Source organism: Peristeroidobacter agariperforans, assembly GCF_004138335.1.
Taxonomy (GTDB): domain Bacteria; phylum Pseudomonadota; class Gammaproteobacteria; order Steroidobacterales; family Steroidobacteraceae; genus Steroidobacter; species Steroidobacter agariperforans.
The window spans coordinates 419551-443351 of sequence record NZ_RYFW01000001.1; the positions used below are offsets into that span (position 1 = coordinate 419551).

General features: G+C 62.3%; 21 protein-coding genes. 5 read left to right on the forward strand and 16 right to left on the reverse strand.

Translation table 11 applies throughout. The features are described from left to right. Positions 1-7 precede the first annotated feature (7 nt). The 6 genes from EK373_RS01840 to EK373_RS01865 form a co-directional block, all read right to left on the reverse strand. Positions 8-1210, reverse strand: coding sequence for a pectate lyase (locus EK373_RS01840; RefSeq protein ID WP_129641047.1), 1203 nt, complete (start codon positions 1208-1210; stop codon positions 8-10). Between the two features lie 225 nt (positions 1211-1435). Continuing rightward, positions 1436-2740, reverse strand: a complete 1305-nt coding sequence (gene paaK / locus EK373_RS01845; RefSeq protein ID WP_129641048.1) for a phenylacetate--CoA ligase PaaK — start codon at positions 2738-2740, stop codon at positions 1436-1438. A gap of 42 nt (positions 2741-2782) precedes the next feature. After that, complete coding sequence (paaI, locus tag EK373_RS01850; RefSeq protein WP_232830996.1) at positions 2783-3205, reverse strand: hydroxyphenylacetyl-CoA thioesterase PaaI; 423 nt, start codon at positions 3203-3205, stop codon at positions 2783-2785. 101 nt (positions 3206-3306) lie between these two features. After that, the gene (locus EK373_RS01855) at positions 3307-6498 is read right to left on the reverse strand and encodes an efflux RND transporter permease subunit (protein WP_129641049.1); all 3192 of its coding nucleotides are present in this window, start codon (positions 6496-6498) and stop codon (positions 3307-3309) included. A gap of 17 nt (positions 6499-6515) precedes the next feature. After that, entirely contained in the window at positions 6516-7841 is a 1326-nt protein-coding gene (locus EK373_RS01860; RefSeq protein ID WP_129641050.1) for an efflux RND transporter periplasmic adaptor subunit, read from the reverse strand. A gap of 190 nt (positions 7842-8031) precedes the next feature. Next, entirely contained in the window at positions 8032-9480 is a 1449-nt protein-coding gene (locus tag EK373_RS01865) for an MATE family efflux transporter (protein WP_129641051.1), read from the reverse strand. A gap of 146 nt (positions 9481-9626) precedes the next feature. Here EK373_RS01865 and pbpG point away from each other — a divergent pair, with 146 nt between their 5' ends. From pbpG to EK373_RS01875, 3 genes are all read left to right on the forward strand, one after another. Beyond that, the gene (gene pbpG / locus EK373_RS01870) at positions 9627-10493 is read left to right on the forward strand and encodes a D-alanyl-D-alanine endopeptidase (RefSeq protein WP_129641052.1); all 867 of its coding nucleotides are present in this window, start codon (positions 9627-9629) and stop codon (positions 10491-10493) included. Positions 10494-10758: 265 nt separating this feature from the next. Beyond that, positions 10759-10914 (forward strand): hypothetical protein, encoded by a 156-nt coding sequence (locus EK373_RS32970; RefSeq protein ID WP_157994186.1) that lies wholly within the window; start codon positions 10759-10761, stop codon positions 10912-10914. A gap of 248 nt (positions 10915-11162) precedes the next feature. Continuing rightward, complete coding sequence (locus EK373_RS01875) at positions 11163-12005, forward strand: oxidoreductase (protein WP_129641053.1); 843 nt, start codon at positions 11163-11165, stop codon at positions 12003-12005. A 54-nt stretch (positions 12006-12059) separates the two neighbouring features. On the opposite strand, the gene EK373_RS01880 is transcribed toward EK373_RS01875, so the two are convergent. Genes EK373_RS01880 through EK373_RS01890 form a run of 3 tightly spaced genes read right to left on the reverse strand, consistent with a single transcriptional unit; the run spans position 12060 to position 13237 of the window. Beyond that, positions 12060-12416 carry a DUF1428 domain-containing protein gene (locus EK373_RS01880; protein ID WP_129641054.1) on the reverse strand — a complete coding sequence of 119 codons (357 nt, stop codon included), beginning with the start codon at positions 12414-12416 and terminating at the stop codon, positions 12060-12062. A gap of 24 nt (positions 12417-12440) precedes the next feature. After that, on the reverse strand, positions 12441-12881 hold the full coding sequence (locus EK373_RS01885) for an SRPBCC family protein (protein ID WP_129641055.1): 441 nt from the start codon (positions 12879-12881) through the stop codon (positions 12441-12443). After that, a complete protein-coding gene (locus EK373_RS01890; RefSeq protein ID WP_198683009.1) occupies positions 12878-13237 on the reverse strand; it encodes an ArsR/SmtB family transcription factor in 360 nt (119 codons plus the stop codon). The genes EK373_RS01885 and EK373_RS01890 overlap by 4 nt, the downstream gene beginning before the upstream one ends. Before the next feature lie 105 nt (positions 13238-13342). On the opposite strand from EK373_RS01890, the gene EK373_RS01895 reads away from it, so the two are divergent. Beyond that, positions 13343-13966 carry a glutathione S-transferase family protein gene (locus EK373_RS01895; RefSeq protein WP_129641057.1) on the forward strand — a complete coding sequence of 208 codons (624 nt, stop codon included), beginning with the start codon at positions 13343-13345 and terminating at the stop codon, positions 13964-13966. 4 nt (positions 13967-13970) lie between these two features. On the opposite strand, the gene EK373_RS01900 is transcribed toward EK373_RS01895, so the two are convergent. Beyond that, positions 13971-15890 carry a CocE/NonD family hydrolase gene (locus tag EK373_RS01900; protein WP_129643244.1) on the reverse strand — a complete coding sequence of 640 codons (1920 nt, stop codon included), beginning with the start codon at positions 15888-15890 and terminating at the stop codon, positions 13971-13973. Positions 15891-16059: 169 nt separating this feature from the next. Here EK373_RS01900 and EK373_RS01905 point away from each other — a divergent pair, with 169 nt between their 5' ends. Beyond that, the gene (locus EK373_RS01905; protein ID WP_129641058.1) at positions 16060-16425 is read left to right on the forward strand and encodes a hypothetical protein; all 366 of its coding nucleotides are present in this window, start codon (positions 16060-16062) and stop codon (positions 16423-16425) included. A 9-nt stretch (positions 16426-16434) separates the two neighbouring features. Here the strand turns inward: EK373_RS01905 and EK373_RS01910 are convergent, their stop codons facing one another. From EK373_RS01910 to EK373_RS01935, 6 genes are all read right to left on the reverse strand, one after another. Continuing rightward, a complete protein-coding gene (locus EK373_RS01910) occupies positions 16435-17565 on the reverse strand; it encodes an aminotransferase class I/II-fold pyridoxal phosphate-dependent enzyme (RefSeq protein ID WP_129641059.1) in 1131 nt (376 codons plus the stop codon). Between the two features lie 88 nt (positions 17566-17653). Further along, positions 17654-18085 carry a GNAT family N-acetyltransferase gene (locus EK373_RS01915; protein WP_129641060.1) on the reverse strand — a complete coding sequence of 144 codons (432 nt, stop codon included), beginning with the start codon at positions 18083-18085 and terminating at the stop codon, positions 17654-17656. Between the two features lie 4 nt (positions 18086-18089). Continuing rightward, positions 18090-18902 carry a hypothetical protein gene (locus EK373_RS01920; protein ID WP_129641061.1) on the reverse strand — a complete coding sequence of 271 codons (813 nt, stop codon included), beginning with the start codon at positions 18900-18902 and terminating at the stop codon, positions 18090-18092. A gap of 8 nt (positions 18903-18910) precedes the next feature. After that, complete coding sequence (locus tag EK373_RS01925; RefSeq protein ID WP_129641062.1) at positions 18911-20560, reverse strand: hypothetical protein; 1650 nt, start codon at positions 20558-20560, stop codon at positions 18911-18913. 70 nt (positions 20561-20630) lie between these two features. Continuing rightward, on the reverse strand, positions 20631-22304 hold the full coding sequence (locus tag EK373_RS01930; protein ID WP_129641063.1) for an MFS transporter: 1674 nt from the start codon (positions 22302-22304) through the stop codon (positions 20631-20633). A 44-nt stretch (positions 22305-22348) separates the two neighbouring features. Continuing rightward, the gene (locus tag EK373_RS01935; RefSeq protein WP_129641064.1) at positions 22349-23677 is read right to left on the reverse strand and encodes a DcaP family trimeric outer membrane transporter; all 1329 of its coding nucleotides are present in this window, start codon (positions 23675-23677) and stop codon (positions 22349-22351) included. Positions 23678-23801: the final 124 nt, after the last annotated feature.

The following is a 23801-nucleotide window of genomic DNA, read 5'->3' on the forward strand; positions in this document are numbered from 1 at the left end:
CCTCGACTCAGTAGCTGCTGTTACCCGATTGTGTGCAGCTCGCCCATGAGCCGATACAAACCGTGCCCGCATCGTGCAGCCGGCTATTGGTCAGCGTGGCCCTGCTGCTGGAGCTGTCGGTGCGGAACACACCCTCTTTCATGGTGTTGATGTCGCAGCGATTGAAGCTCACATTGATCTGGAACGTCGTGCCACCATTCTGGCGCAGTGCCTTGCCGGCCCGATGAATGATGCAATTGGTGACGTTCAAAGTCGACGCGGCGTTGACCTGGAAGAACTTGTCGTCGGCATCGTAGCCTTCGATGTTGCTCACCGTGGTCGTGCCGGAAGACTTGATGGTCATCGCATCCTCACCGACGTTCATCCAGTAGATATTATCGAGATTCGCGCCGTTGTACGTGTGTATACCGTCGGCGCCGTTGTTGCCGATGACGACGTTACGCAGCGTCGCGCCGTTCTCCACGCGGAACACCGGATCCTGGCCTTCCGACTGACTGCCGTCGCCCAGGCCCGAGCCCGCATTGAAGCGCTGACAGCCACCGTCATAAGTGCCGCTGGTGACGCGGATCGTTTCGTTCACGGTCGTTTGCGCGCCGCTGGTCGAACACGAGGAGCCCGTGATCGAACCTGTCGGCGGCGGTGTCGTGCCACCGCCCGACGGCGTGGCTGATGCGACGTTGGAGTTTGTTGCTACTCCGCTGGCCGTGTTCTTGATCGTGTAGTAGTACGTCGTGCCATTGGTCAAACCGCTGTCGGTGTAGCTGCGCGTGCTGGAGCTGACGCTGGCAATGCGCACCCGACCGTTCGGATCGGCGTCGAGATCTCGATAAACTTCCTGCGTTGCGCCCGAACCGCTCGAGTACGACCAGCTCAGCGATACGGTTCCGTTACCCGCGGACGCGCTGAGGCTGATTGTCGATCCCGTCGGAGGCGGCGTAGTGCCACCGCCCGATGGCACCGAACACTCCTTGACCGACTTTTCAGGAATCGGATCGGAGCCGAACGTGGCCACGGTGCAAGTGAACGTGCCATTCAAGACTTTATAAACAAACTGACCGGAAGCGCCGAACGCCACGTTGGTGCTGGCGCTCACCGAGCAGGTCTCGGGAGTCCGGCAGATGGTCACGTAGCCTTCAGGTCGATTGGTCGCGCTCCACGCGGAGGCGGCCGAGGCCAGCAATAATCCCCCTACCAACAATTTGCGAAGCATAGTTATCTCCTGTCCGTTGGATCTTTCCTATGATTTCGAGTGCTCTGTTTCGAGCTGATGATCGCGAGAGAATGACACCGGTGGCAAAATACGCCCGCTTCGTGACACCGGTGTCAGCGGACCCTACAAGCAGCGTCGGTCCAGCGCCTATACGTACAAGGGGAAGAACGCCAAACTGCTGATTGGCTTAGCCTTTTATCTTCTACCGAGGGCCGTGACAGGTAATTACGCCGGCCGGCGGCGGTCGCTGACCCGTTTTGCCTTGCCCATCGAGCGTTCCAGCGAGCTCGACGGATGCACGATCACACTGGTCGTGAGGCCGATATAAGACTTGATCGACCGGACCAGCTCGCCGGCCACGCCGTCACGCCGCGCTTGATGATCTTCCACGCCCGACTGCAGCTCGACGTTGACGGTCAGCGAGTCGAGATGACCGTCGCGGAATATCTCCAAATGATAGTTAGGCGCGAGCAACGATTGTTTCAGGATCAGCTCTTCGATCTGAGTGGGAAACACATTCACGCCGCGGATGATCATCATGTCGTCGGTGCGGCCGGAGATGCGCGCCATGCGTCGCATCGTGCGCGCCGTCGGCGGCAGCAGCCGAGTTCGATCGCGCGTGCGATAACGGATCACCGGCAGCGCTTCCTTGGTGAGCGAAGTCAGCACCAGCTCGCCTTCTTCTCCGTCGGGCAGCACGCGACCGGTGTCGGGATCGATGATCTCGGGATAAAAATGATCTTCCCAGATCACCGGGCCGTCCTTGGTGGAGACGCATTCCATCGCGACGCCCGGCCCCATCACTTCTGACAAGCCATAGATATCGACGGCATCGATGCCCATGCGCGACTCGATCTCGGTGCGCATGGCGTTGGTCCACGGCTCGGCGCCAAAGATTCCAATGCGCAACGCGCACGAGGTCGGATCGAGGCCCTGACGCGCAAACTCTTCGGCGATCGCCAGCATGTACGACGGCGTCACCATGATGACGCGCGGCTCGAGATCGCAAATCAGCTGCACTTGTCTCTCGGTCTGCCCGCCTGACATCGGCACGACGGTGCAACCCAATCTTTCAGCGCCGTAGTGCGCGCCGAGTCCGCCGGTGAACAAGCCATAGCCATAGGCGATGTGAACGAGATCTCCGGGCCGGGCGCCGCCCGCAAAGATCGATCGCGCCATCAACTCCGCCCACATATCGATGTCGCTGCGCGTGTACGCAACGACGGTAGGTTTGCCGGTCGTGCCGCTCGACGCGTGCAAGCGAACCGCCTGCTCCCGAGGCACTGCCAGCAGTCCGAAGGGATATTGATCGCGAAAGTCCTGCTTCACCAGGAACGGGAAGCGGCTCAGATCTTCGAGATCGCGCAAATCGTTCGGATGCGCGCCGACGGCATCGAAGGCCTTCTTGTAATGAGGCACGTTGGTGTAGGCGTGCCGGAGCGACCACTGCAACCGCCGCAGTTGCAGAGCCTTGAGCTCATCGGCACTGGTGCGCTCGATGGCTTCGTAGGTTTCTTTGTCTAGCGACATGCTCTCCTCCTGCAACGCTGCATTCGAGAGTGTGCTGCGGAGTTACGGCTCGCGAACCTGGTGCGAGCGGCCGCGGAACAGCGCGATCGTGTCGCCACGCTGATTGGCGACCGTCACTTCATATACACCGTTGCGCCTGGATCGCCAACGCTCGACTGCAACAGCTGTCAGCTCATCGCCGGCCTGCGCAGGCGCAAGAAAGTCGATCGATGCGGCAGCTGCGACGACGGTGCCGCCGTGGGAATTGCAGGAGAAAGCGAACGCACTGTCCGCCAATGAAAAAATCAGGCCGCCATGGCAGGCGGCCTGGCCATTCAGCATGTCGTCGCGCACCAGCATCGTGGCCTTCGCAAAGCCGGGCCGGACTTCGACGACGCGAATACCCAGGCTTTGCGAAGCACGATCGTCGGCATACATCGCCGTAGCGGAACGCTCGGCAAGCGATTGAGCGGCATCAGAGGACACGCGCGACTCCGCGACAAAAGGGGCGTCGTAAAATGACACACCATTTTGCGCAGCTCAACCTTTGACGTGTCAGCTGGGGTGAGCGCGGATGTGCTGGCTGGCTAAGGCTCCAGGGATGGCTGCTTGAGATGTGGCTGCTCTAACTGAGGGTCAGGAGGCAGCTGATCGTGCGCATGACTGCGACGCCAGTGCGCTTTGACGCGCTCGGTGAAGCCGTAGATGTAGGTGTAGAGCACCGGCACGATCAGCAGCGTCAGCAACGTGGAAGTGATCACGCCACCGATGACGGCCCGACCCATCGGGGCGAGCAGCTCGCCACCGGCGCCCACGCCAATCGCCATGGGCAGCATGCCGAAGATCATCGCCAGCGTCGTCATCAAGATCGGACGCAAGCGCACCTGACCGGCTTCGAAGATGGCCTCGCGCAGCGGCACGCCGTTGCGAATGGCCTGATTGGTGAAGTCCACCAGCAGAATCGCGTTCTTGGTCACCAGGCCCATCAACATGATGAAGCCGATGATGGAGAAGATGTTGAGCGTCGTGCCCGTGAACAGCAGCGCCAGCAGCACGCCGATCAGCGACAGCGGCAATGACGCCATGATCGCCACCGGTTGCAGGAAGCTGCCGAACTGCGATGCCAGCACCAGGTAGATGAAGATGACCGCCAGGCCGAGGGCGGCGCCTGCTGCAGCAGAAGTCTCATTCATTTCCTGCTGAGCGCCGCTCACGTCGAAGCGATAGCCCGGCGGCAGTTGCATGGCCTTGACGATCTTTTCCGCGTCGGTGCCCACGTCGCCCGACGGGCGACCCTGCGCGTTGCCGTAAATCGTGATGCGCCGTTGCAGGTTGAGCCGCTTGATCTGCTGCGGACTGGTGGTCTCGACGAAGTCCGCGATCTGACGGATCGGCACCAGCATCGGATTGCCGTTAGCGTCGGTGCGCGTGCTGCTCACATACAGATCGCCCAGGTCCGAAACGATTTCGCGGCGCTGCTTCGGCAGTTGCACGATGACGTCGTAGTCCTGGCCGTCGGGCCCGAGCCAGGTGCTGATCTGATCGCCCGCGATCAACGGACGCAGCGCATTGCCGATGCTCGCCGTCGTCAGGCCGAGATCGCTTGCCAGCTCATTCTTGATGCGCACGGCAACGGTCGGATTGGCGCCGCGCTCGCTGCTTTCCAGGTCGGCGATGCCGGGAATCGTCGACAGTCGCTTCATCAGCTCTTGCGACAGCTCGGTCAGCTTGCTGTTTTCGGGGCCGAGGATCGAGATCACGACGGGCTGGTTCTGGCCCTGCACCGTCAGGCTCAGGCCGGCCATGTTCGACAGACGCTTACGGATCTCCTCTTCGATCTGCTTCTGCGGCGGACGATCGAACAGCGTCTTGTCCTTCAGCAGAATTCGCACGCGCGCATAGTTGCGGCCTTCATCGGTGCCGACGGTCGTGAGGATGCTGTCGACGCCATCGATCTCGCGAATCGCGTCTTCGGCGTCGCGAATCTTCGCATCGGTGTACTCGAGGCTGGAGCCGATGGGCGTATTCATGCGCATGAACATGATGCCCTCGTCCTGCTGCGGCACGAACTCCGTGCCGACCTTTGGCACGAGCAAGAAACTGCCGAAGAACGAGAAGGCAGCAATCAACAACAGCAACGAGCGCGGGCTGAGGCTCACCCGGCGCGAGAGCCCGTAACGGCGACCGCTCAACGCCCATCGGAGCAACTTGTCATAGACACGATGGGCATATTCGATGACCGACTCGACGCGCTCCATCAGCTTGCCCAGCCAGGGCACGCGGCGGAATCGGCCCTGGCTCGGATCCGGCCACACCGAGGACAGCATGGGATCGAGCGTGAAGCTCACGAACAGCGACACCATCACCGCGACCGCGACCGTAATGCCGAACGGCAGGAAGAACTTGCCGATGACACCGCTCATGAACGCGACCGGAATGAACACGGCGAGGATCGCGAACGTCGTCGCCATCACGGCCAGGCCGATTTCGCTGGTGCCTTCGAGCGCGGCGGCCCGATGGCTCTTGCCCATATCGGCGTGACGAACGATGTTCTCGCGCACCACGATCGCGTCGTCGATCAGCAGACCGATGCACAACGACAGCGCCATCAAGGTCATGAAGTTGAGCGTGAATCCGAAGGCGTGCAGCGCCGTGAAACTGGCGATCACGGAAATCGGCAGCGTCAGGCCGGTGATCACCGTGGAGCGCCACGAGTGCAGGAACAGGAACACGATCAGGATCGTGAGCAGCGCGCCCTCGATGATGGTTTCTTTCACCCGGTCCAGCGAGCCTTCGATGAACTTGGCGTCGGACCACAGCGTGCGAATGACGATGTCCGCCGGCAGGCGCGAGGTGAGATCGGCGACCGCTTCATCGACGCCTTTGCCGACTTCGACCATGTTGGCCGCCTGGACTTTATATACGTCCAACGATACTGAGCGCAGGCCGTTCATGCGCGAGATGGACTGCTCTTCCGCCTCGCCGTCGACGATGTCGGCGACCTGGTGCAAGTACACCGGCGCACCACCCTGGTTGGCAACGATGATGCGCTCGAAGTCGCGCGGGTTCTTCATCTTGCCTTCGACGCGCACCAGCTGCTCCGTCGGGCCACGAGAGATCATGCCAGCCGGCAAGTCTTGATTCGCCGCGCGGACCGCTTCGATGACTTGATCGACGCCGACGCGGAAGCTCTGCAGCTGCTCGGGGCGAAGGAAGATCTGTACCTGCCGCTCGATGGCGCCGCCGGTGGAAACATTGCCGACGCCGTACGAATTCTGCAGCCGCTTGACGATCTGCTGATCCACGATCGTGGACACTTCACGCAGGCTGCGGGTCTTGGAATAAACGACCAGGCTGACGACGGGCTCGGTGGAGCTGTCGTTGGTGGCCCGCGAAATCGTGGGTTCGCGAACCTCGCGTGGCAGCGACGAGCGGATCTGAGCCACCTTGTCGCGCACTTCCTGAGTTGCCGCGACGCTGTCGACTTCCATGCGGAAGTCGATCATCAGGAAGGCGTTACCTTCGCGCGCCGTACCGTAGATGTTCTTGACGCCCTCGACGCTGTTGATGACGTTCTCGAGCGGCTTGATAACGTCGTTCTCGATCGCCTCGGGCGATGCGCCGGGATAGGAGACCGTGACATAGGCCTGCGGGACGTTGATCTCGGGCATCTGCTCGACCGGCAGCAGACGGTACGAGTAGCCGCCCAGCACGACCAGGGCCAGCATGACCATGGTCGCGAACACGGGCTGATTGATGCTGGTCTTGGTGATCCACATGTGAGCCAGCCAGCCGCTTAGTTGCGGGCGATTTCAGTCTTGGCAGCAGCGGTCGTTTCGGTCTTGCGTACGCGGGCGACGGCGCCGGCCTTGTCATCGCCGATGTCGGCGACGATGACTCGATCGCCGGCGCTCAAGCCGTCGCGAACTTCGACGAAAGCTTCACCTTCGCTGCGCGGTCCCACCTTCACGGGCGTGCGCACGATCTTCTCGTCGCGCAGGACGTAAACATATGAAACGCCAGCCTCATCGCGAACGGCGCGCTGCGATACCGCGAGCACCGGCTGCATCGAGCTCAGCATCAGCGAGCCCTGCGCGAACATGCCGCCCTTGAGCGCGCTGTCCGGATTCGGCACAGCGATGTAAATCATGATGGCGCGCGAGTTGTCAGCCGTCACCGGGTTGATCCGCTGCACTTCGCCTTCGAACGTGCGGTCGCCGAAGCCGCCGACGCGGAAGCGCACCTTCTGACCGACGCGCACCGACGGAATCTCGGCGGAGGGCACGGCCGCTTCCAGCACCATCTGTTTCAGATCGACAAGCGTGACGATCTCGGAATCGGGCGACACCTTCTCGCCCGGCTGCACCAGGCGTTTCGCGATCGTGCCGGAGAACGGCGCGCGAATCACGGCATCCTCGAGATTGATCTGCGCGACCCGGGCTTGCGCTTCGGCGAGCTTGAAGCTCGCGACGCTGCCGGCGTAGGCGCTCTCGGTCTGCTCGAACGTGTTTTGCGAAATGAACTTCTGTTCGAGCAGCTGACGATTCTTGTCGCGATTGAGCCGCGCGAGATCGAGATCGGCGCGCGCCTTCTCCACCGCCGCCGCTTCACGATCGTATTGAGCCTGCAGGTTGCGAGTATCGACGCGCGCGATCACGTCGCCTTCGCGAACGTCCTGGCCTTCGCGCAGCTTCAACTGCTCGACTTCGCCGCCGACTTTGGATTTCAGCGTGGCTTGCACGAACGGCGCGATGCTGCCGGACAACGGCAGGGCACGCGAAATGACACGCGATTCGACGGTTGCAATATCCACCGCCGCCAGCTCGACCGGGGCCACGGCGGCCGTAGGAGCCGCTACTGCCGGTGTCGACGGATTGCGCGTCAAAGCCCAGGTGCCGAGGCCGAGGGCTGCGATCACCGCAACCGCAATCAAGGCCTTCATTGGATCGATCCGTGTGAACGAGCCGCCGCCCTGATGTTCATCAGCCGCCCCCTCCGTCACAGCGGGCATCGCTTCATGGACCGACGCCGTCTGCCGGGATTCCGCAGGACGCGCGGGGAAGGGAGTTACGGCTGCCCCCGCTTCGTAGCGCATCGAAGACTGATTTGCACTGCTGTTCATTGCTGGTTCCACGACCGGGGTCCCCGGGATTCCTTGGGTCGGCACGAAGTCAGGCTTAGAACCCCGATCTTCGCCCTAAGTTGCACCCTTAAGCCCAGCGTCGGGCCGGTGGCGCGATTCCTGATTGGACGGGGCTAAATCCCAAAAGGTTACAGGGTGCGCAAAATTCTTTCTGCGACTGGAGTCCCCATCACACCCGCTGCTGTTTCCAGCGTCCTCGCCTGAACAGCGCCAGGCTCCACAGCGCCAGTGCCGAGAAGCCGATGGGCACCGCAATGAATACACCGAGCGGCCCCATGGCGAAGAAATCCGCCAGCAGCCACGCGAGTGGAATCTGTCCAAGCCAGAAACAAAAGAAATTCAGCCGCGTCGGCGTCCAGGTGTCGCCGGCGCCGTTGAACGCCGCCTCCAGGCACATGCCGGCTGCATACAACGGGAACGCCAGGCTGATGATCCACAAGGCGCGGATGCCATGCTCGAGCACCGGCGGATCGTCGGTAAACAACCGAACCAGCGGCCCGGATCCGAGCACGAAGGCCAGGCCGACGATGCCCAGGAAAACTGCATTGAAGCGCGTCGCTATCCAGACCGCCTGCTCGGCCCGATCCGGTTTGCCGGCCCCGAGGTTCTGTCCCACCAGGGTTGCACCGGCATTCGCCAGGCCCCACGCAGGCATCAGAGCGAACATCACGATGCGCATGGCGATCGTATAGCCCGCCAGTGCCGCACTCCCGAACGCCGCGAGAATCTTGAACAGACCGACCCAGCTGGTGGTGCCGATCAACAACTGCGCGATGCCCGTGCTCGCGGTGCCCAGGATGGCCTGCAGGTCGATCCACACCGGCCGCAGATGCCGCAAACGAACCTGCACGCGGCTGTGGAATCCTGCCAGGTGCCACAACTGATAGAGCACGCCGACGCCGCGGCCGATGTTGGTCGCGACCGCCGCGCCGGTGACGCCCAGTTCGGGAAACGGTCCCCAGCCGAAAATGAAAAGCGGACCGAGCACAATATTCAGAGCATTCGCCAGCCACAGCGTGCGCATGGCCAACACCGCGTCGCCCGCGCCGCGGAAGATGGCGTTGATCACAAAGATCATGAACACGGTCACATTGCAGCCGAGCATGATCCGAGCGAAGTCCGTGCCCAGCGATACGACGCTGTCGCTGGCGCCCATGAGGCGGAGAATGTCCGAGGCGAAATAGCTCAGCAGCAGGCCAATCGCCGCCGACAGCGTGACTCCGAGCAGGACAATTTGGCCTGCGGCCTGCGCAGCGCGCTCCGCATCTTTTTCGCCAATGCGTCGGGCGACGATTGCCGTGGCGGCAATGGAAATGCCGATCGCGGCGGCATAGATCAGCGTCATGATCGACTCGGTCAAACCGACGACCGCGATGGCGTCCGAGCCGAGCCGCGACACCCAGAAAACGTCGACGACGGCAAACAGCGACTCCATGATCATTTCCAGCACCATGGGCACGGCCAGCAGCAGCACGGCGCGATTCAACGGCACCGTCGTGTAATCGAGGTGCTGACCTTGCAACGACAGGCGCACGACCTGCCAGAACGAAAGGTTGGGCTGCGCGGCGGAGGAGTCGGCCGCGTGCCCGAGTTCCTGCTCGGGAGTGGAGGTAGACATGGGGGGCGGGATTGTACCGATCCTGTTGTCTTTTGCCGCCCGCGACCACCGGCTCAACCAGGGAAAAACTCACATTCGCAAGCGCTGCAAATCGGTTACCTTTGCGCTCATCGAATCAACATGAACTAAAGGCACGATCTAGAGCGATGCGAACCTCTTTCCGCTTCCGCCCATGGCTGTTCGCCGCTACCACCGTCCTGCTCGCTTCGTTCTCCTCGCACTCCTGGTCCCAGCCGGTCCCCTCCGGCAAGCTGCAGATCAAATCCGCGTCCGTGCTGATCTTGGACGAGGGTGACGAAACGGTGCTGTATTCCAAGCAGGCGCAGAAGGTGATGCCGATTGCATCGATCACCAAGTTGATGACCGCGCTGGTGGTGCTCGAAGGCGAGCAGCCGCTGGAGGAGACCGTGACCATCCTGCAGGTCGACCGGGACAAGACCAAGGGCAACGCTTCCCGCCTGGCGGTGGGCACCAAGCTCACCCGCAGTGAATTGCTCCATCTGGCCCTGATGTCATCCGAGAATCGCGCCGCCCAGGCGGTGTGTCGTGCTTACACCGGCGGCGTCCCGGCCTGCTTGAAAGCCATGAACGCCAAAGCGCGCCAGCTCGGCATGAAGAACTCCCGCTTCGCGGATCCCACCGGACTGTCGAGCAGCAACGTCGCCACCGCCTCGGACCTGGTCAAGCTTGTCATCGCAGCGTCACGTCAGCCGTTGATTCAGGAGTACTCGACCAGCGAAAAGCTGACCGTGAAGGTGGGGCGTCAATTGCTCGAATTCCGCAATACCAACTCGCTCACGTCCAAAGACGACTGGGACATTTCCATCCAGAAGACCGGCTTCACCCAGGACGCAGGTCAATGTCTGGTCATGCGGACCAAAATTCAGGATCGTCCTACGGTGATCGTGCTGCTCAACTCGTTCGGCAAGCTCACTCGGGTTGCCGATGCCCGTCGCGTCCGCAAATGGATCGAAGGCAGCGTCGGCACGCAGATGGCTCGCGCCGGCAAATAATAAGTACGGCCTTTACTGAATCCGCGGTGTAAGGCCCGGATCCATTCTCAACTGTACTGGTGCCCGCTCCCCTCGCGTCCGAATAAAGGCGCGAGGCGCATCGCTTCTCCCCTGCTTCACCGCTTTCACCGGTAACCAGCTGTGGTTCGCCGGCAGGTCGAATTTTTCGCATCTGCCGCTGCAACCCTTTGAGAAGTGCTCGCGTCAGAAGCTACGAACACCGCAATAACGCGGGTTTAGAAAGCAACCAAACAGGAGAAATCTCATGTACGCCGTCACTAAAGCCACTCAGTCCACCCAGCGCGCCGTTTGCATGCTGTTGTCGGTCGCCATCGTCACCTTGTCGCTCACCTTCGGCGCCTTCGGTGTCCAGTCGATGGAACACGTTGGTTACAGCGTGACTGTGACTCAGCTGCAGTAATGGGAGCGCTGGTCATGCGCTCTACAAGCTCGACTCCGCGGCGTGTCCGCCTCATCGGCGGCAGCCGCGGAGCCAGCCGGACCCACGTTTGTATGATTCGTCTGCCTCTCGCCTGAATCCCGCCACCCTTGCAGGATCGGGCTAGAAGCTGCCCGGATCTTGCTACCGCCGCTCCGGCCCCCATTTCTACACTGCTCCCGTGTCGATTGCGCTCTCGCTGGCGCACTAGCAAACATTGGAGCGGTCACATGTCACAACAGAAAGTCTGGTTCATTACAGGCGCTTCGCGCGGCATCGGCGCGGAGATCGTCAAAGCAGCGCTCGCAGCCGGCGACAACGTCGTCGCCACCGGGCGCAATCGAGATCAGATCGCGGCCACGTTCAAACAGCATGGCGATCGAGTCCTCGCGGTCGAGCTCGACGTGAGCAAGGAACTGCACGCCTTCGCTGCGGTGGAAGCTGCCGTTGCGCGCTTCGGGCGCGTCGACGTTCTGGTGAACAACGCGGGCTATGGCCAACTCGGCTTGTTCGAGGAAATCACCGCGACCGAGATTCAGCAGCAGTACGAGACGAATGTGTTCGGCGCGTTCAACGTGACCCGGGCCGTGCTGCCGGTCATGCGCGAGCAGCGCAGCGGACACATCTTCAATATTTCTTCCATGGGCGGCGCAATCGGCTTTCCTTACGCAAGCATTTATTGCTCGACCAAGTTCGCCCTCGAAGGTTTCTCGGAATCGCTCGCGCTGGATGTGGCGGAGCTCGGCATCCACGTGACGATCGTCGAGCCGGGCTTCATCCGCACCGACTTTCTCGATAGCACGTCGGTGCGATATGGCTCCCGCCGGATTGCGCAGTACGAGCAGATCTCATCGAGGCTGAAAGCCGAGTACGATAGCTATAACCACCAGCAAGCCGGCGATCCGACAAAACTCGCGGCAGCGTTACTTACGCTGGCCGATAGCGAACAACCGCCGATGCGTTGGGCATCGGGCTCGGATGCGTTCGAGCGAGTGACCAGCAAGCTCGCCGGCGTGCAGGCCGAGCTGCATCGGTATCAGAAACTCTCGGCATCAGTGGACGGTGCGCGCTGACAGCGTCGCGCCTGGCCGGCGGGAGGCTGAACCTCCGCCGGCCACACGCTCGAATCAAAGGTCGACGAGCAGACTGAAGCCGCCGTAGCTCATGCGCTTCATATCGAAAGGCATGCTGTCTTTGTCCATGTCCAGGCGCGGGTCCTTCATCACCTTTGCGTTGACCTTGTCGCGGTGGGCCTTGGACTTGTAGACGATCCAGGAAAACACGACCGCTTCGTTGGCCTTCGGCTTGCACAGTTTCGGAAACGGCAGGCCGAACTTCACCTTCAAGTCATCGCCGACCGACTCGCAATATTCCAGCGCACCGTACTCTTTCCAGATCTTGCCGGCCTTCTTGGAGATGGCTTCATAGGCCTTCAGGTTTTTCTTCGGGACAACGATGACGAATCCGTCGGCGTAGCGAGGCATGTCTTTCTCCTTCGGTGGATGGTCTCAAGGACCAACGATCTCAGCAGCACAGTCAAGAATAGCCGCCCACCCCGCCGCAATGCGCTGCGAATGCTCGACAAATTGCTTGGACACGCTCTGCGTGAGGACCAATTCGCAACCTGAGCCTCGTGGGGTGATCTCGATGCTCACCACGCTCTGATCCTTCGAATACTTTTCGACGCGCAACGTAAAGACCAGCCGACGGGGGCGAGTTATCTCCAGGTACTCGCCGACGTGCTCGACATCCTCTCCGACCCGTCGATCCACGAACGCATACGCACCACCGACGCGAGCGTCGATCTCTACTCGCACCATCGTTCCAGTGGCCGTGGCAAACATGAATCGTCCGGCCTTGCTCGGGTCGAGAAATGCATCGAACACTCGCTCCGCCGAAGCCGTGAACTGACGCTTGACCGACAGCTGCCAATCATCGGTTTGTTTCATCGTGCACCTCGCTTCTTGCGGCGCTTCGGCACTGGTGCAGCCATGCGGTCTTCAGCGCGCAGCATCGCGTCCAGTGCATCCAACCGATTCATCCACAGCGTGCGTTGTGTGGTCATCCATTCGGCGAGTTCATCGAAGGGCCCGGTGTTGAATGTCAGAAGATGCTCGCGACCTACGCGGCGACGGCGGACCAGATCCGCGCGCTCCAGAATGCGGATGTGCTTGGAAACGGAGTTCAGCGAAATATCGAACGGCTCCGCCAGCTCCGTCACTCGCGCCTCGCCCCGCGACAGACGCTGCAAGATCGCCCGTCGCGTCGGGTCGGCCAATGCCAGCAAGGTGTCATCCAGCGTCATGATTTTCATTCACCCAATGAGGTGAATATTGATCAAACGAAACTCCGCCGTCAACTGGCACGTTAAACTCCGAACAGCGAGACCAACGTAACAAAGGAGGCAGCCATGGCCGACATTACCTTCTTTCACAACCCACAGAGCCGCGGCCGCATCGCGCATTGGATGCTCGAGGAAGTGGGCGTTCCGTACAAAACGCAACTGCTGCGATTCGATCGCGGTGAGCACAAGACGCCGGAATATCTGGCGGTGAACCCGATGGGAAAAATCCCGGCGATCAAACACGGCGACCTCGTCGTAACCGAGGCCGCCGCGATCTGCGCCTATCTCGCCGATGCATTTCCTGCTGCGAACCTCGCTCCGCCGGCTGATTCACCGGAGCGCGGGACCTACTATCGCTGGATGTTTTTCGGCGCCGGCTGCGTTGAGCCCGCGATTGTCGATCACATGTTCAAGCGGCCGCCGGTAGATCGCCCGGGCGCACTGGGTTACGGCAGCTACGCCGACACTTTGAATGCACTCGAGCAAGCCGTGTCTGCAGGGCAGTTCATCCTCGGCGATCGCTTCAGCGCCGCCGACGTCTATGTCGGTTCGGAAATCGGCTGGGGTTTGATGGCGAAGGCGCTCGAGCCTCGCAAGGCCTTCCAGGAATATCTGGCTCGCTGCGCGGAGCGGCCGGCGTTCAAACGCGCGGCCGCGCAGGATGAGAAATATATGAAGGCGTGGACGTAACTCCTCAGCGCGCCCTCAACACGGGCAAGTCGATCTGACTCGACTTGCCCGGCGCGCGCCAGATGCGTTGCGTCGCTTTCACGTAGTTCTCCGGCTTCGCGAACATGATGTTCGGCACGAAGGTTTGCGGATTGCGGTCGTATAGCGGGAACCAGCTCGACTGGATCTGCACCATGATGCGATGGCCGGGCCGGAACGTGTGATTGACCTGCGGCAGCGGAATCTCGTAGTGCAGTGCCTCGTTCGGCGTTAGCGGCTGCGGGTTCGAAAGACTCGCGCGATAACGGCCGCGGAAAATATCGGCCGACAACATCTGCTGATACCCGCCCATGGTCGGCCTGGAGGGCACTTCGTCGGGCCACACGTCGATGATCTTGACGACCCAATCCGAATCGGTGCCGCTGCTGGAAGCAAACAACCGCGCGATCGGCTGACCGGCGACACGCAGCGGCTCGGTCAGCGGCTCGGTTTCGTACACCAGCACGTCGGGGCGCGTGCCCGCATGTCGCTGGTCATCGACCAACCATTCGCCCCAGCCCGAGTCAGGCGCACTCATCGGCAGGTTCGGTCGCGGCCGGTACGGCACGGGCTTGGCCGGATCGGAAACATACTCGTCGAAGCCGCCGGAGGGCGCTTCGAATCCCAGGCGTCCGCCCGACAACAGATACAACGATCGCGACTTCTCCACGCACGCAACGGCGCAAGAGCGCGGCCAGTGATCGTACTGACGCCACTCGTCGGCGCCCGTTTCGTACACCAGCACTCTTGGCGTCGCCGGCTTCGGCGCGTCTTTCAAATAATGATCGAGGAACGGCTGCATCACCTTGCTGCGGAACCAGCCGGCGGTGTCGCCGCTGAATTCGAGCGCACCGAGCGAGCGACCTTCGCGGCGTCCCTGGCCATGATTCCACGGGCCCATCACGAGGTGCACGAACTGGCCGGTCGGATCTTTCGGCGCGAGCGCCTTGTAGAGCGCCGGACTGCCGTAGATGTCTTCCTGATCGAACAGACCACCGACGATCATCATCGGCACTTTGATCGGCAGCTGGGCCAGCAGCTTGTCGACCGCCTGCTCCTGCCACCACGTGTCGTAGCTCGTGTGGTCGGCGAGCGCGCGCCAGAATCCAAGCTGGTCCAAACCGCGCGACTTCGCCAGCGCGCCCGCCGAGCCGGCCCGCAGGAAGGTGTCGTAGATGTCGTACTCGCCCCACCAGAATTTGAACGCGCCGCTGCGCGTGGACTGCTGGCCATAGACGAATTCGAGCGCGGCGCCCTGACGGAACGCACCGTTGTGAAACCAGTCATCGCCCATCCAGCCATCGATCATGGGCGCGAACGGCACCACCACCTTCAACGCCGGATGCGGATTCACCGTGGCCATCAAAGTGGTGTAGCCCTCGTACGAGCCACCCATCGCGCCGACGCGGCCGTTGCTCTCGGGGACGTTCTTCACCAGCCAATCGATGGTGTCGTAGGTGTCGGTGGCGTGATCGACCTTGGTGGGATTCACCGGACCGCGCAGCGGACGCGTCATCACATAATCGCCCTCGGAGCCGAATTTTCCGCGCACGTCCTGGTAGACGACGATGTAACCGGCTTCGACAGTGGTGTCATTCATCTGCGGCACAGCCGCGAGCAGTCGCGGACTGTTGAAGCGCGTGACCCGCCCGCTCGCGTTGTACGGCGTGCGGGTCATGATGATGGGCGCCTTGGCATCCTTGGTGACGCGCTTGGGAATCAGGATGAAGGTCTTGAGCTTCACGCCGTCGCGCATCGGGATCATCACTTCCCGCTTGGTGTAGTCGAAGCTTTCGAGGCTGGGCGTGAACTTCTCCGGCGTCTCGCTCGGCAGCGCCTTGACCAGTTGCGACGCGACCGCCGGCAAGCCGAGGCTCAAAGCGAGCACGCACGCCAGGCTACGGATGAGTTGCTGGGACACCTTGTCTCTCCCTATGCACGAAAACGATGCAGCGCGTGAGCTTAGTGGTTCGTGTCATACGGGGGCAATGCATGACTGCGCGCGCATGTCGAGGTGGATGCAAATCGCGACACTCGCTATCATCGGAGCGTCTCCCCCCGTACGCCTAGCCCGGATGCCGCACATCGAACTGCCGCGCGCGCTCGAGGATTACTTTGCGTTCGCTGAAACCGAGCCGACTCGCAACGGCCGTCGGTTCTCGATCACGTTGCCGTACATGGATGGCGAACGGCTGGATCGTCTGCAATGGTGGTATCACGTCTCGCCCGCGCAGGAGCAGATGTACGAAGGCACGGGGCTGGTCTTCCACCGCACCCGCGCCATCGAGCGGTTCTGCCGGCACATCGAGCGCTGGCTGGAGATCACCGCTCAACGCTTTCATGGCGAAGAGCCTATCCCACGCGTTGGTCAACGAGTTTCCAGCGTCGCGGCGCCGGCGGCGGTGGAGCTCACCGCTGTCGACAAAGTCGTGAACGGCTGAGCGCGCGGCTCACGCCGAATACACCTTCAAGAACGCCTGGCGGAAGCGTTGCATGTCGGCGGCACTGCCGATGGTCACGCGCAGCATGGTGTTGAGTGGCGGGAACGGGCGGCCGACTGCCACGCCTTCGCGAAACATCGCGGCGCTGAACTCACGCACATCGCGCTTCACGTCGATCATGATGAAGTTGGCTTGCGAAGGGATGTAGCGCACCTTGTTCTGATCCAGCCATTGGCACAGCTCGGTGCGAGTCCGTGCATTGTTCTTGCGGCGTTCCGGCACCAGCGTGGATTTTTCCTGCAAGGCCGCCATGCCCGCACGCACGCCGAGATAAGGAATGACGTTGTCCATGAAGGGATTCATGGCGGAGATCAGGTCCGGACGCGCGCAGCCGAAGCCGGCGCGCACACCCGCCATCCCGTAGATCTTGGAGAACGTGCGCGTGACGACCACGCTCTTGTCCTCGCGCACGTACTTGATCGCGCTCTCGACCTTCGCCGGATCGGCGAATTCCAGATAGGCCTCGTCGACGAACAGCACCGTGTCCGCCGGCAGATTGCTCACCAGCCAGCGCACGTCCTCCACCGACGTGATCGAGCCGGTCGGGTTGTTGGGATTGCACAGATAGATCATCCCGCGGCCCGCCTTCTTCGCCTCCTCCACCAGTTGCTTGACCGGGTAGGACCACTGCGGCGGCGTCAAAGGGATCTCGACGACCGCTTTGCCCATCGCGCGAGCCAGCTGCACGATGATGTCGTAGGTGGGTGAAGCGGTGATCATGGGCTTCGACTCGCTGGTGAACGCGCCGATCGCCGAGGCAATGACCTCGCTCGAACCGACGCCGAACAGCACCTGAGCCGGCGAAACCTGCTCGCTCGCGGCGATCGCTCGCGCGAACTCGCCGAATTCATCGAAGTGATAACGCCAGGTGTGAGACGCGTTCTGCACCATGGCCTCGATGGCCGAGGCCGGCGGACCGGCGGAATTCTCGTTGGCGTCCAGCCAGACCCTGGATGGCGTCTTGGGAGACTTCACCCGCACATCGGCCTGCGCAGCGCCGGCGATCAAGGTCTCGCCGAAATAGACACCGGCGGCGCCCGCCACCCCCAACTGCCGCATGAAGGAACGACGCGTGACCATAGCGATGACTCCCGGAGTAACGCGCGGACTGCCCGTTCAGCGACTATGAAACTCGGCGGGGCAGCCGGCAATGGTCAAACGGCGCCGATCACTCGTCCGCAACCAGCCCCGTGTCGATAGCGCGCTGCTGGTCGCCGAACTTCGCCATCGCGGTCAGCATCCGGCGGAAGCCGAGCTTGCGATAGAACCCTTCCTTGCCCGGATTCGCGTACAGAATGATCTTGCGATGGCCGGCCGACAGCTCGGTCAGTTTGGCGACCAGCGCCTTGCCAAGCCCGCGGCCTTGATACTGCGGGTGCACGACGATGTCGCACAAGTAAGAACAATCGCGGCCGTCGGCCAGCGCGCGGCCGGCGCCGATCAGCTTGCCGTCCTCGAGCACGAAACATTTGAAGCGGCTGTTGCCGAACACCAGCCGCAGATGCTCGGCACTCTTATCCCCCAATGGCGCGATCCGATACAGGATCGACAACTCCTGCCAGTCGATCGAGTCCGGCTCGAACAGCCATTGTTCGCTCATATCGCTACCGATACTGGCGATCGCGCGTCTTCAGCTCGACCTTGGTGCCGAAGTGGAACACCACGCTGAAATTGATGGTGCCGATCTCCTGATCGCGATCGATCACCGAATAGCCCAGCGCCACGCCGAGCGAGTTGCCCATGAACTCGGGCTGATGCTCGATCTCGATGCCGTAGGTGTCCTGCTCGTACAGATCGCCGCCGGACAGCGTGACCTTGAGGCTGTCGAGGGGATACCAGCTGGCGCTGAAGATATCCGACTCCAGCTTCTCGCCGTCTTCCGGCTCGGTCGAGGTGTGCACCGCGCCGAACGTGAAATCCCACAGATACGCTTCGGCGCCGACTTTGTAGTAGTCGATGCCCATGCTGTCGTCGCCGGTGGAAACGAACACCGACTCGTCACCGCAATCGGACTTCACGTTGCCCTTGCCATACGACGCCGAGATCCGGCCGAGCGTCGGCTTGCGGGCAAACACGCTCAACGACCCATCGGCGTTGTTGAAGCGACAGGTCTGGCGCGATGAAGTCTGGGAGGCGACATCGAACAACACGTCGCTGGTGCGCGCGGTGGTCCGCGAGTAGCTGCCCGCCAAGGATGCGCCGAACAGATTGCCGATCGGCATGTTGGCGCTGCCGCCAAGACCGAAGGTGCCGTTCGAAGTGCTGTCTTTGGTGTCGCTGTCGCTCGCGATCAGACCTAGCGAATAGTTGGTCGACTGCACTGCGCGCTGCGCAGGTTCCGCCGCCGCCGCGCTGTTACTTGCGAGCGGCAGGGCCGCCAGCAGAGAAGCGCCGATATGAAGTTTTTGTGAGTTCATTGGGGTGCTCACAGAGCCGGCGTGGGCTGCACGACGATGCGTGTGCCGCCAGCAACGAACAAGGTCCCGTTATCGGGCGTGATGGCCATCCGCAAACCCGGGCCTGGATCGGCCGCGAGCGGCGTGACCGCACCCAGTGCGGTGTAGGCTGCTTCATCGCGATCGACACTGACGTCGTAAACGAGGATGCCGCCGGCCGCAGTGTCATAAGCGTACGCGCGGGACCCATCGGATTTGAGAACGACCCCGGCCGTGGTGTCCGGCAGCGTGCCGAGCAACGCGAAATTGCCGTCGTAAACCTTCGTGCCGTTCAGCACGATGCGGGTGATCGAGCGATTCACCGCGGGCGGCACGGCGTTCTGCCGCAACGACACCGTACTCGCACTCAGCGCATTGGCGGCGGTCGCGTAGAGATAAACCGGCACATCGCTGGTCAACGTGGAATCGCCCTGACTCAGGATGGCGCCGGCGCCGCTCGCGGACATGGTGGGCGTCGCATTGTTGAGCGCGGTGCCGTTCAGGCCGAGGATGCCGGTGGGCGGATCGTAGATATATCCCTGCGTCGAGCCGCTGGTGGTGAGACTGGTCGTGATCAGCGAGCGATTGTCGTAGCCCACGACGATGTTCTTCAAAAACGAATTCGTGGCCAGCGAGGGCGCCGCAATGTTCGTTCCCACTGCCAGCGTCGCAGCATCGATGGGCCAAAAATGCGCCGGAGTGATTGCAAACAATTGGGTGCCGTCGGCAGACAGCGCAGCGTCGAGGAAGCCGCTCCCCACTTGGGTGGGCGCGCCCCAGGCGCCGTTCGCGTATCGATAATGAGCGATGGAGCCGCCGCCAGCGTCGCTCACCACGATCAATGCCTGCCTTTCCAAGTCATAGCTCAGCGAGCGCACAACAGTAGCCGCCGACGGATGATCCAGCGTCGTCGCCGCAAATGCGACCGGGTCGACCACTCGCAACGCGACGTTCGAGGGAATCTCGCCGGTGTGGTTGGTCGAGTCGAGATGAATGACGTACGAACCCGCGGCCAGCGCCGGATGCGTGGCGCTCAGCTCGGTGCCGGCGGTGTTCACGTTGACGTTGGTTGCAGCCGTATCGCCAAACCTCACGCCGCTGATGTTGAAAGCGCGCAGACCCTGGCCGCGAATGACGACCGTGTCGCTCCTTCCAGCCACTTCCACATAGGGGGCGACGCTCAGCAGCGCCGGCGATATCTGATAGCTGACAGGCAGGGTGGCCGTGCTACCCGCGGCCATCCGGCTGCAGGTCGTGTCGGCGCACGTATAGCCGGTCACCGCCACTGCGCCGACGAACGCGCCCGGGCCGACCGCGGTCGGGGCTGCCGGCACGACAGTAATCTGCGCGCTGCGGCCGTTCAGGACCGAAGTGGTCGAGGCGATCGCATCGCCGCTGTGGATCACGGACAACTGCACGACGTCGTCGCCGAACGTCGCCGTAAAGCTCTGCGCGGCAGGCACTTCGGCGCTCGGGCCGGCAGCGCTGAACGTAATCGCATTGGTGGAGATTTGGACCGGGGCGACGTCATCGCCCCCACCGCCGCCGCCACAGCCGGCCAGCGATCCGAACAACAACAAGCCTGCTACGCGGCGGGCACCGGGTAGATAGTGCACTTTTTCTCCCAAAAACAGGCGCATCGCGCGCTCTCGAGGAACGCGCGATGCTACCCGATCAAACTGAATACGGGATGTATGTGCAGCTATTGTCTCACAAGCCCCGATCCTTGGTCTCCCTCAGGAACAGCGTGCCGACAATCGCCGTCATCACCGCCACCACGATGGGATACCACAGGCCGTTATAGATGTTGCCGGTGGCCGCCACGATGGCGAACGAGGTGACCGGCAGGAAGCCGCCGAACCAGCCGTTGCCGATGTGATAAGGCAGCGACATGGAGGTGTAGCGGATGCGGGTCGGGAACAGCTCCACCAGCCAGGCCGCGATCGGCCCGTACACCATGGTCACCAGGATGACCAGATAGGTGCACAGCGCGATCACCATCGGGTAATTCACTTCCTCCATGTTGGCCTTGGCCGGATAGCCGGCCTTGGTCAGCGCACTCTTCAGCTGCGCGGTGAAGCTGTCGTTGGCGGTCTTGAATTCAGCCTTGCCCAGCGTGTTGCCGGGGAAGGAGTCGAGCATGACGGCGCCCTCGCCAGTGCCGATGCGCACGCGAGCCACCGACCCCGCCGGCGCGGCTTCGTTGTCGTACGGCACGCCCGCCCTGGCGAGCGACGACTTGACCACGTCGCACGACCGCGTGAACGCCGACTTGCCGACTGGATCGAACTGAAACGAACAATCCGCCGGATCGGCGATCACCGTCACCGGCGCAGTCGCCACCGCGCGCTCCAGCGCCGGGTTGGCGAAGTGCGTCAGCCCCTTGAACACCGGGAAATAAGTCACGGCGGCGAGGACGCAGCCGGCCATGATGATGGTCTTGCGGCCGATGCGATCCGACAACGCGCCGAACACCACGAAGAACGGCGTGCCGATCACCAACGCGGCGGCGATGATCAGATTCGCGGCCTTGGCATCGACCTGCAGGATCTTCTCCAGGAAGAACAGCGCATAGAACTGGCCGCCATACCAGACGACCGCCTGACCGGCCGTCGCACCGAACAGCGCCAGCAGCACGATCTTCAGATTCTTCCAATTGCCGAACGCTTCGGTGAGCGGCGCGGTCGACAGCTTGCCCTCCTTCTTGATTTCCAGGAACGCCGGCGACTCCTGCAATTGCAGGCGGATGTACACCGAGATGCCGAGCAGCACGATCGAGATCAGGAAGGGGATCCGCCAGCCCCAGACCTCGAACTGATCGCCGAGCGCGACGCGACAGATCAGAATCACCAGCAGCGATAGAAACAAACCCAGCGTCGCCGTGGTTTGAATCCAGCTCGTGTACAAGCCGCGCTTGCCGTCGGGCGCATGCTCGGCGACATACGTGGCCGCGCCACCATACTCACCACCGAGCGCGAGGCCTTGTAACAAGCGCAAGCCGATCAGAATGATCGGCGCCGCAACCCCGATCGCCGCATAACTGGGCAACATGCCGACGATGGCCGTCGACGCGCCCATGATCACGATGGTGATGAGAAAGGTGTGCTTGCGACCGATCAGGTCGCCCAGCCGGCCGAACACCAGTGCGCCGAACGGCCGCACGAAGAAGCCCGCGGCGAAGGCCAGCAGCGCGAATATGAAACCGGTGGTTTCATTGACGCCGGAGAAGAACTGCTTGGAGATAATGGCCGACAACGAGCCATACAGATAGAAGTCGTACCATTCGAACACGGTGCCGAGCGAGGACGCGAAGATCACGCGCCGGTGCGACCGGTCGATGCCTCCCGCAGTGGGGTGCGACAGCGTCTGTGGTGTGGTGGCCATGATTCTCCCCTGCCAGAACTTGCAGCGTTATCGAATGTTACTTTCTAGAATGAGTACCGGGCGACCGCTTGCAGGCGGCGCATCGAGCCGCTCGCGCCGCTCTGGATCTCCCGCTCGGCGATGCGCAGCTCGACACCGAGATCGAGCTTCGCCAGCGGCGAATAAAAGGTATTGAAGGCCCAGGACCAGCTCGACTTGTTGGCGTTGCCGCCGGTCAGCCGCGCATCGTTGTCGTAATCCGACGCCGACACCATCAAGGTGCTGCGCACCCGATCGTTCCAGACCTGGCGCCAGGCCGCGAACGCCGCCCAGCCCGAGATCGTTTCCAATTCGCCCGTGGCGGTCAATACGGCATCGTTTGCGAAATTGACGCCGACGTAGCGGCCGAGTCCGGCGCCGCCGGTGATGGCAAAGCGCAGATCGTGCTTGCCAAAGTTGATCTTGCCGGCCAGCGACAATGCCGCGCCCTGGGTCGAGTCGTTCACGGCGCCGACGCCGGTCGTTTCATATTTCAACTGACGCACCAGCGCCGCCGCACGCAGCGTTCCAACGCCGAGCTTCCAAGTGTAGGCCGCGGTGAGATCGGGAATATTGTTGTCATCCGAAGCGATGCGCGTGCCGCCGCCGAGCGGCGTAATCGTCGTCTCGGGATTTTCCGCCGAGAACGACCAGTTGCCGAGCGTGTATCGAACCATCGGCTCGCGCACGAAGATAGTGCCGTCGGTCGGGCCGATGAAGTCCGCCGTCTCAGGCAACGTGGTCGCATCCATGAAATTACTCCACGTCTGGCCCACCAGCCATCGGCCATATTGAAGGTAGGCGTGCCGGACCTGCACGCCGTACGTGTTCGTGGCCCGCTCATCGCCGAGCGCCGAACCGTACAAGTCGACTTCCAGGCGCGACGACAACAGTCCGCCGCCGGCCAGGTCCGTGTCGGTGCCGAAGATGAAACGCGACTGTTTGATGTGAGAATCGAAATCCACGCCCTCGCCCACGCCCACGCCGCCGACCGGGATGGTCGATGGTAGATAGAAATCGCGGCCAATGCTGCCGTCGGCGATCTCGCCATCCTGATAGTCGGACCACAGCGCATCGAGCTTGACGAAGCCGCTGTAGATAAAGCGCGTTCCGGCAACGGCATTGGGCGTAATCGGCTTGGCCTGGACGGTGGGCGTATCGACCGTGGTCGCAGCGGGCGCCCCCGACGTTTTTTGAGTTAGCTCGCGCAGTTGTCGCTCCAGTTCTTCGACTCGCGCTTCCAGCTTGCGCTGCTGTTCGTCCGCCCCGGTCTCCGCGGCCCGTGCTGCCAGCGGCGAGCCCGCCATGCCGGTGGCCATGGCCGACACGATCACAACCTTCCTTAGCTTGATCATTGTCCGTCCCCTGATGACGAGTCGGCGCGAGCATGCGCGCACGGCTCGAGCACCGGCCATTCATCTTTGGTCGAAGCGCAAGGCAGCGCCATTCGACGAAAGTCGAATAGCCCGCGAGCGCTGC